9 protein-coding genes are annotated in these 9,593 nt (G+C 64.6%); all 9 read left to right on the forward strand.

Going from position 1 to position 9,593, the window contains the following annotated elements; genetic code table 11:
* On the forward strand, nt 1-1,316 hold a 1,316-nt coding region (locus tag EN742_RS13320), incomplete at its 5' end, for an FAD-dependent oxidoreductase (RefSeq protein WP_128332896.1).
* 145 nt (nt 1,317-1,461) lie between these two features.
* Nucleotides 1,462-3,114, forward strand: a complete 1,653-nt coding sequence (locus EN742_RS13325; protein WP_126056431.1) for an ABC transporter substrate-binding protein — start codon at nt 1,462-1,464, stop codon at nt 3,112-3,114.
* A 270-nt stretch (nt 3,115-3,384) separates the two neighbouring features.
* A complete protein-coding gene (locus EN742_RS13330) occupies nt 3,385-3,654 on the forward strand; it encodes an acylphosphatase (protein ID WP_126059235.1) in 270 nt (89 codons plus the stop codon).
* A gap of 161 nt (nt 3,655-3,815) precedes the next feature.
* Complete coding sequence (locus tag EN742_RS13335) at nt 3,816-4,466, forward strand: Rieske 2Fe-2S domain-containing protein (protein WP_126056430.1); 651 nt, start codon at nt 3,816-3,818, stop codon at nt 4,464-4,466.
* On the forward strand, nt 4,463-5,308 hold the full coding sequence (locus tag EN742_RS13340) for an aromatic ring-hydroxylating dioxygenase subunit alpha (RefSeq protein WP_126056429.1): 846 nt from the start codon (nt 4,463-4,465) through the stop codon (nt 5,306-5,308). Before EN742_RS13335 ends, EN742_RS13340 begins: the two co-directional genes overlap by 4 nt.
* Nucleotides 5,305-5,964, forward strand: a complete 660-nt coding sequence (locus tag EN742_RS13345) for a glutathione S-transferase family protein (RefSeq protein ID WP_126056428.1) — start codon at nt 5,305-5,307, stop codon at nt 5,962-5,964. Before EN742_RS13340 ends, EN742_RS13345 begins: the two co-directional genes overlap by 4 nt.
* A gap of 1 nt (nt 5,965) precedes the next feature.
* Complete coding sequence (locus EN742_RS13350; protein ID WP_126056427.1) at nt 5,966-7,345, forward strand: amidohydrolase; 1,380 nt, start codon at nt 5,966-5,968, stop codon at nt 7,343-7,345.
* A 26-nt stretch (nt 7,346-7,371) separates the two neighbouring features.
* Nucleotides 7,372-8,466, forward strand: coding sequence for a BMP family ABC transporter substrate-binding protein (locus EN742_RS13355; RefSeq protein WP_189347630.1), 1,095 nt, complete (start codon nt 7,372-7,374; stop codon nt 8,464-8,466).
* A gap of 2 nt (nt 8,467-8,468) precedes the next feature.
* Nucleotides 8,469-9,593, forward strand: a 1,125-nt coding sequence (locus EN742_RS13360; RefSeq protein WP_128332897.1) for an ATP-binding cassette domain-containing protein, incomplete at its 3' end; no start/stop codon positions are given.

The following is a 9,593-nucleotide window of genomic DNA, read 5'->3' on the forward strand; positions in this document are numbered from 1 at the left end:
CCTCGGTTGAAGTCGGGATGAACACGGAGCTGCTCCAGGAGATTGCCGCCTATCATGATGCGCGCGCCCTGATCGACTACATCAGCTGCGGCACCGGCAGTTACTTCGATCACTCCTCGGTCATGCCGACGTTCCTCTTCCCCGACAAGCTCGGCGCCCCCAACGCCCATGCGTTGAAGGAGGTCTGCAAACACACCCGCGTCCAGGCCGAAAGCCATATCCGCACACCCGAAAATGCCAACGAGGTTATCTCGTCGCGCCAGGCCGACATGGTCAGCATCGTGCGCGGCCAGATCGCGGATCCGCACTGGGTCAACAAGGTGGCCAGCGGCCGCGACGCCGACATTCGCGGCTGCATCTCATGCAACCAGATGTGTTGGGGAAGGCGCTCCAGGGACTATTGGATCTCGTGCCTCGTCAACCCCTCGGCCGGCCGCGAATTCGAATGGGGTGGCGACCGCTTCGCGCCGAGCATGCAGCCGAAGCGCGTCTTGGTGGTCGGGGGCGGACCGGCAGGGCTCGAAGCGGCCCGCGTTGCCGCCGAGCGCGGCCACAGCGTCACGCTCGCGGAGGCCGGCCCGCAACTCGGCGGACAGTTCAGGCTCGCGGGTTTGCAGGCGCGGCGGTCTCAAATCCTGGAATTGATCAACTGGTACGAACGGCAGTTGACCAGACTGGGCGTCAGTCTGCTGTTCAATACACCGCTCGATGCCGGGGAGGTCGCCGGCCGCGACTTCGAGGAAATCGTCATCGCGACGGGCTCGCAACCCGCCGGCACGGGCTTCCAGCGTGGACTGCCTGGGCAGGACCGCCTTCCAGGGGTCGACTTGCCCAATGTCTGGTCAGTCGAGGATGTGATGACCCGGACGGCACGCCTGGGCGACCATGTGCTCCTCATCGATGACACGGGTGATTGGCGGGGCCTCGGCACCGCGCTCGAAATCGTGGCGCGTGGCCATCGCGTCACCGTGGTTACGTCCTGGCCAGTGGTAGGCCGTTTCCTGCAACGCACGGAAAGCGACGGCGTTGCGCGCGCCCGGCTGAAGAGCGCGGGCGGCGACTGGATAACCGACGCGGTGGTCAAGGCATGGCATGGCGACGGCGCGACGGTCAGGTGCCATCTCGATGGGACCGAAACCGTGATCGATGCCGACACACTCGTCCTGGCCACCACCAACGTGTCCGACACGGGGGTACGGGACGATCTCGAGGAACAGGCGCCCGCGCTGAAACCGAAGGTCATCGGCGACGCGCTGGCGCCGCGGCTTGCCGTGGCGGCGATCTACGAGGGGAGGGTGCTTGGCCAGTCGATCTAGACCGGCAGCCAGCCGACATTGTTGGCCGGGTCGGGCAGAGAGGCGGCGGTCCTGAGGTCCGAGAAACCGGCCGCTATGCAGGGGTTCGACATTTGGTTTGGGCAGCGCGTGAGAGACAAGCAATCATCAACAGGGAGCACTCAAAATGAAGTTTTTCAAAAGCGGCGGAACCCGCGTTCCAAAAGCGATAACGCGTATGGCGAAGGACGTTCGTGAGGGCCTTATGGACCGGCGCGAATTCCTCGCGATGGCCAGCGCATTCGGCGCATCAACTGCGGTTGCCTACGGCATGGTTGGCCTGGCCGCGCCGGCCCCGGCGTTCGCCGAGGAAGGCAAGAAGGGTGGAACGCTTCGCGTCGCCATGGTCGTGAAGCAACAGAAGGACCCGCGCACCTATGATTGGGTAGAGATGGCCAATATCAGCCGCGCCTGGCTGGAGCCGCTGGTCAGGTACACCCGCGAATTCACCTTCGAGCCGGTGCTTCTGGAAAGCTGGGAGGTCAACAGCGACGCCACCGAATACGTGCTCCATATCCGCAAGGGCGTGACCTGGAACAATGGCGACGCCTTCAACGCCGACGATGTCGTCCATAGCTTCAACCGCTGGTGCGACAAGAAGGCGGCGGGCAATTCCATGGCCGCACGCGTCAACAGCCTGGTCGACCAGAAGACCGGCAAGGCGCGCGAGGGTGCCGTTACCAAGGTCGATGATCACACGGTCAAGCTCTCGCCGAGCGACCCGGATATCGCGCTCATTGCCGGTCTCACCGACTACCCCGCCTTGGTCGTGCACCGCAACTTTGACGCCGACGGCGCCAATCCGGTCACGAAACCGATCGGCACCGGTGCATTCGAGCTCGTCTCCTACGATGTCGGCCAGAAGGCAGTCTTGAAACGGCGCGAGAGCGGAAAATGGTGGAGCGGAGAAGCGATGCTCGATGGGATCGAGTTCATCGACTATGGAACCGACCCGAACGCGATGGTGAATGCCTTCGAGGCTGGCGAGGTTGACCTAAACAATGAAACTGGCGCGGACTATGTCGAGATCCTGGACGGGCTTGGACTTCACCAGACTGAGATCCAGACCGCGACGACGCTGGTTGCGCGCACCAACGTCACGCAAAAACCGTATGACGATAAGCGCGTGCGCAACGCGCTCCAGATGGCGGTCGACAACGACGTCGTCCTCCAACTGGGCTATGCCGGACGCGGGACAGTCGGCGAAAATCATTTCGTCAGCCCGATTCACCCCGAATACTACCCGCTGCCAAAGAAGGCGCGCGACGCGGCGGGAGCAAAGAAACTGATGGCGGAAGCCGGCCAGGCGGATTTCGAGCACGAGCTGATCACCGTCGACGATGACTGGAACAAGAGCACGGGGGACGCGATTGCCGCCCAGCTTCGCGACGCCGGCATCAAGGTCAAGCGCACGGTGCTGCCGGGCTCGACCTTCTGGAACGACTGGACGAAGTATCCTTACTCCGTCACCGTTTGGTACATGCGCCCGCTTGGCGTCCAGGTGCTGGCACTGGCGTTTCGAACGGGCGAGGCCTGGAACGAGACCGGCTACTCCGATCCGGAGTTCGACAAGAAGCTCAAGGAGGCTCTGTCGGTAAGCGCGCCCGAAAAGCGGCGGGAAGTGATGAAGGACATCGAGACCATAATCCAGGACTCGGGGATCATCATCCAGCCCTATTGGCAGAAGCTCTACAATCACATGAGCAAGAAGGTGAAGAACTACTCCATCCACCCGACCTTCCAGATGGATCTGGAGAAGGTCTGGCTGGAGCAAGACTGACGCTTTTGCTTTTCGCTGACGGCCAGTGGTGGCTGCGGATGCCCTTTCCCTAGGAAGGGCAATACTGTGCTCTCACGCAAGCATGAAGGTTGCCGCCCACCGACGTCGCGGACAGTCCGTTCCGGCTGGCCGCGGCGTCTTCGCGTTTTCACTCACCAAACCGACTGGGTAGTCTGCCCCACTACCTTCTTCCGGTATCTTTTGTGCGGCAGTCGAAACAGTCGTATCCTGTCCCGCCGTGACGGCCGCGGACGAATCATGAAGGTCTCGATGAGCGAGCAAAACCCACGTTCTGCGCGGGAACGCATGACGATCCTCGGCGATGTCGAGGCGGCATCCTTTCTTCCGTGGATCGAGCGTCATGCCGCCAAGCTCGGGCTCGCGCAGGCAATATGCGTCACCGGTCCCGACCGGATCGAACTCGAAGTTGCCGGCCCGGCCGAACTCATCGACATGATGGAGATGGGGTGCTCTCTTGGACCAATCGATGTCTGGGTCGAGACCATTCGCCGGGCGCCGATCGAGAGCGAATCGGGCTAGCTTTGCAGTCGCAGGTCTTGCCTGCCACGGCGTCATGCACCTTTTTTAGGCTATTGTTGCCAGTGAGGAAATGTTGTGCAAACGTAACCGAGCTTATTAGCATATCCTTGACCGCGAAGCCGCGCTCGGGAAGATGCTAGGTGTCGTTTGAAAGTTGATGCATGCCGCCCTATCCGACTGGCTCATGGATGCCTGTTGCCCTCTCCGCGGACCTGCCGGCGGGAACCGTAATCCCGGCGCAATCCCCAGCCGGGCCGATTGCCCTTTGGCGAAGCCGTTCCGGCCGTGCGGCGGCCTTCGCCGACAGATGCCCGCATCGCGGCATGCGCCTTTCCCATGGCTTCGTGCGCGGTGAGAGCCTGTCCTGCATCTATCACGGCTGGAGCTATGCCCAGGCGGGAAACTGCCTGCGCATTCCGGCCCATCCGGCACTGGCGCCGCCGGACACGATTCGTGTCGCGACGCAGCCCGTCGAGGACGGCGGCGGTATCATGTGGATTTCCGTTGGCGAACCCGCCGCCGGGCCGCCCCGGTTCGAGGGCCTCGCCCCCCTGCGCTCGATGATGGTGGAAGCGGACATCGCGGCGCTGGAGGCGGTCGCGGGCACCAAGGCCGACGGAGGCCTGCTCGGCTACACCGAGAATGCCCGGACCGTCCAGCTGCTGCTTGCTCCGCAAGGGAAGGCGCGGACGCTGATGCATGTTCTGGTGGACCAGGGCAGCAGTCAGGCCGAGCGTATCGCCGCATCGAGGGCCGCAGAGGCGCTGCGGCGGGCGGCCGAGGATAATTCGCGCGGCGGGATCGCCCGATGACCCGTAACGCGATGATCGACGAATGGTATCCGGTCGGCCTTGCCAGCCAGCTTGACGCGCATGGACGCAAGACGGCCCTCATGGGCGAGCCGATCGAGCTGAGGCGCGGCGAAGACGGGAACGCGACGGTGACCGGCGGCAACGGACGTGCCCTGCCGGCCTGCATCCGCTATGGCCATGTCTGGTCGTCGCTCGGCGACCCGCAAAAGCCGTTGTTTGCAATCCCCGAGGCCGATCAGCCCGGCCGCCGGCTCGTCGATGTCGGGGTGGTGCGCGTGCGCTGCTCGCCGCTGCGCGCGGTGGAGAACTTCCTCGACATTGCGCATTTTCCTTTCGTGCACACCGACATATTGGGGGCCGAACCGCACACCGAGGTGCAGAACTACAAGGTCGAGATCCGGGAGGACGAAGACGAGGTTTGGGCGACCCAGGTGAAGTTCTACCAGCCGCAGGCCGCCAAGTCGGCGGAGGGCGGCATCACCACGGAATACATGTATCGCGTGCCCGCGCCGACCTGCTCGATCCTCTACAAGACCTGCCCGCCGCGCCCGGGTGAATGGGACGTCATCACGCTTTTCGTGCAGCCGCTTGCCGAAGATCTGTGCGATGTCTGGCCATGGATGGCGCTGTTCGACGACGAAACGCCGATGACGGACCTCATCCACTTCCAGCAGACGATCTTCGTCCAGGACCGGTCAATCCTCGAAAACCAGATTCCGGGGCTGCTGCCGCTGGATCCCGGCATGGAGATCCCCACGAGAGCGGACCTCACCTCGGTTGCCTACCGGCGCTGGCTGAAACGTCATGGCTACACCTACGGCGCGCAACTGGTGGCGCAATGAAGCTCTTCGACTACGTGCTGTCGCCGAGCTGCTACAAGGTGCGCCTCATGGCTGCGCTGACCGGGGTGACGCTCGACATCCGCCCTGTCGACTTCCATCCCGGTGTCGAGCATCGCGGTCCTGAGCTCATGGCGCTGAACCCGGCGGGTTCGATCCCGATCCTGGAGGATGGCGATCTTGTCCTCACCGAATCCTCGGCCATGCTGGTCTACCTCGCCGCCAAGGTGGCGCCGCAATGGCTGGGCAACGATACGGCCGGGCAGGCGGCGCGCGTCCAGCAATGGCTTTCCTTCGCGCACCGGCTTACCGCCAGCCTGGGCGCCGCGCGCCTGCACGAGATGCTGCTGCGTCCGGGCAATATCGCTGTCCTCCAAGGGCAGGGGGTAGCGGCCCTGCGGGAGCTGGAGGCTGGCCTTGTCGAACAGCAGATCCGCGGCCAGCGCTTCCTTGCGTCGAACCGGCCGACGATCGCCGACATCGCCTGCTTTCCCTATGTGGCGCTGGCGCCGGACGGCGGTGTTTCGCTCGATCCCTATCCTGCGATCCGGCTCTGGTCGCGGGCGATCCGCGCCATCGATGGCTTCATCGAGATGCCCGGCATCCACCGGCTGCACGAACTGAAGCCCGAGCCCGTGCCAGAAGTCGGCGAGGCCTGACGTGGCTGGCTATCTGTTGAAGAACTGCGCTGCGGTCATCGTCGACGAGGGCAACGGTCCTGACGTCCGGCGCAATGTCGATGTCCTGACCGACGGCCCGGCGATACGCGCCATCGGCGAAGGTATCGACAAGGCGGAGCTGCCCGCCGGGACGGTAGCGTGGGACGCCGCCGGCTGGTTTGTCTATCCCGGCCTCGTCAACACCCATCACCACTTCTTTCAATGCTTCGTGCGCAACCGCGCCGATCTGGACTGGACGAAGCTGTCGGTCATCGAATGGCTCGACCGCATCTATCCCGTCTTCTCGCGGCTGACCGAGGAATGCTTCTACCACGCGTCGGTCACAGCGATGGCCGAGTTGATAAAGCACGGCTGCACGACGGCGTTCGACCATCAGTATTGCTTTCCGCGGCATGCCGGCAAACGGCTGGTCGACCGGCAGTTCGAAGCGGCCGAACTCCTCGGCATGCGCTTCCATGCCGGACGCGGCGGCAACACGCTGCCGAAATCGGAAGGCTCGACCATCCCCGACGCGATGCTGGAAACGACCGACGAGTTCATCGCCGACTGCGCCCGGCTGATCGACGCCTATCATGATGCCGGTCCTTTCAGCACGCGCCAGGTCGTCGTCGCGCCCTGCCAGCCGGTCAACTGCTATCGCGAGACCTTCGTGGAATCGGTGGCGCTGGCGCGCGACCGCGGGGTGCGCCTGCATACCCATGTCGGCGAGGGCGAAAGCCCGGTCATCGAGGCCCGTCACGGCATGCGCACGGTGGACTATTGCGCGGAGATCGGCTTCTGCGGGCCGGATGCGTTCTATGCCCATTGCTGGGAACTGACCCACGACGAGTTGCGCAAGATGGCCGCCAGCGGCACCGGCGTCGCTCACTGCCCGGAGCCGGTCTATCTCGTCGGCGCCGAAATCACCGACATTCCGGCGATGTCGGCCTTCGGGCTCAATGTGGGTCTGGGCTGCGACGGCGCCGCCTCGAACGACAATTCCAACCTGATGCACTGCATCCATTCCGCCTACATGCTGCAATGCCTGGCGGCGTCGACGCGCGGCCATCCGGTGCCGCCGCCGGCCGATTTTCTCGGCTATGCGACGACCGGGGGCGCGGCGCTGCTCGGGCGCGGCGACATCGGCAGGCTGGCGCCCGGCATGGCCGCCGACCTATTCGCCATCGACACGCGGCGCATGGACTATGTCGGCACCAGGCACGATCCGCTGAGCCTGCTGGCCAAGGTGGGCATCGGCGCGCCGACCGACATGACCATGATCAACGGCCGCATCGTCTGGGCCAAGGGCGAGTTCCCGGGCCTCGACGAGGCCCGGCTGTTCGCGCAAGCCGAGGCGGCGCTCGCGACGGTGGAATTTTAGCAACCAAAACAAGGGGAACCGACATGCTGACAAAACTTACCCGCAGAACGTTGATGAAGGGCGCGGCCGCCTCCGGGCTCGTCGCCGCGGTGGCCGGCCGCGCGTTTGCCGCCGACGAACCTCTGGGTATCGTGCTTGTGGTCCCGTCGCCGGTCGGCGATGTCGGCTGGGGCCGCGCGCTCGCCGACGGGCTCGAGCCGGTGAAGGCGGCCTACGGCGACAAGGTGAAGGTGACCGTCATCGAGAACATTCAGGAAGGACCCGATGCCGACCGGATCATGAACAAGGCGGTCGCCGACGGCAACAAGTTCCTGATCGCCGGCTCCTTCGGCTACCAGAATGGCGCCCTGCAGATCGCACGCCGCAATCCCGACGTCACCGTGCTGCACGCTTCCGGTTTCCAGGTGGCGCCGAACTTCTCGCCCTTCGCGGCCCAGTATTCCCAGGGCACCTACCTGATGGGCATGGCGGCAGCCGCGCTTTCAAAGACCGGCAAGCTCGGCTCGGTCTCCGCCTTCGCCATTCCCGAGCTGATCACCTCCATCAACGCCTTCACGCTCGGAGCGCAGGCGGTGAGGCCCGATGTCGAGGTTTCGGTCGTATGGGTGAACTCCTGGTTCGATCCGGCCAAGGAGCAGGAGGCCGCCAAGGCGCTGTTGGCGCAGAAATGCGATGTGATCTTTTCCAACGCGCAGGACACGCCCTCCGTCGTCTCGGCCTGCGAGGAGGCCGGCGTTCCCGCCTTCAACCTCAACTCGTCGATGAAGAAATACGCGCCCAAAACCTATCTTGGCTGTGTTGCGACCGACTGGTCGCCCTTCTTCAAGGCCTCGGTCGACGCCCACATCGCCGGCACCTTCAAGGGTGGCAACGCTTTCCTGGGTGTCGGCGACAAGGTTGTCGAGGTCGTTGACTGGAACCCGGGTATCCCGGCCGACATGATGGCCAGAATCAAGGAGGTTGAAGCCAAGATCGCCGCCGGCAGCTTCTCGCCCTTTGCCGGTCCGATCGCCAAGGCCGATGGCAACGAGGGTGTCCCCGCCGGCAAGACGATGACCGAGGCCGAGATCGTGGCCATGGACTGGCACGTCAAGGGTGTCACCACGCCGCTGCCCAAGTGACCATGACCGTCCCGCTCCTGTCGCTGCGCGGCATCTCCAAGAGCTACGGCCAGATCCATGCCAATCGAGACATCGATCTGGACGTGGCTCCGCGCTCGATCCACGCGATCCTCGGCGAAAACGGAGCGGGCAAGTCGACGCTGATGAAGCTGATCTACGGCGTCGAGCAGCCCGACGCCGGAACGGTGATCTGGAAAGGCGAACCCCTGGCCCTCGCGTCCCCGGCAGATGCGAGGCGCAAGGGGATCGGCATGGTGTTCCAGCATTTCTCCCTGTTCGAGACGCTGACGGTGGTGGAGAACATCCGGCTGGTTGTGCCCGCAAGCAAATCGGATCTTGCGCAACGCATCCGTGCGCTCGGCCGCGCCTTCGGACTTGAAGTCGATCCGCTCGCCCATGTGCACGCGCTCTCGGTCGGGGAGCGGCAGCGGGTGGAAATCATCCGCTGCCTGATGACCGAACCCCAGCTCCTGATCCTCGACGAACCGACTTCCGTCCTGCCGCCGCAATCGGTGGACAAGCTGTTCGAGACGTTGCGGCGGCTGCGCGATGGCGGCGTTTCCATCCTGTTCATCTCGCATAAGCTGGAGGAGATCCGCGCGGTCTGCGACCATGCGACCATCCTGCGCGGCGGCCGCGTCACCGGCAATGTGGACCCGCGCGACCATGACGCGCACGACCTCGCCCGCATGATGATCGGCCGCGACATGCCGCAGCCCATGCCGGCGGTCGCGCATTCCGGCGGAGACAAGCGCCTCGAGATCGTCGGCCTCGACCATCGGCCGGACGACCCCTTCGCCGTGCCGCTTTCCGACGTCAACCTGACGGTGCGGGGCGGCGAGATCCTCGGCATCGCGGGCATATCGGGCAACGGCCAGAGCGAACTCGCGGCGCTGATCTCGGGCGAGACGGTGCTGCCGCGCGAAAAGTCCGACCGTATCTTCATGATGGGAAAGGATGTCGGCGCGCTCGATGCGGCGGCACGCCGCCGGCTGGGCTTCGCTTTCGTCCCTGAGGAGCGGCTCGGCCGCGGCGCGGTGCCGGAAATGTCGCTCGTCCTCAACAGCCTTCTGACCGCCCATCCGTTCGGCCTGCTGAAACGCGGCCTTGTCGACACGGCCCGGGCG

It is taken from the genome of Mesorhizobium sp. M4A.F.Ca.ET.020.02.1.1 (assembly GCF_004022645.1).
In the GTDB taxonomy this organism is placed as follows: domain Bacteria; phylum Pseudomonadota; class Alphaproteobacteria; order Rhizobiales; family Rhizobiaceae; genus Mesorhizobium.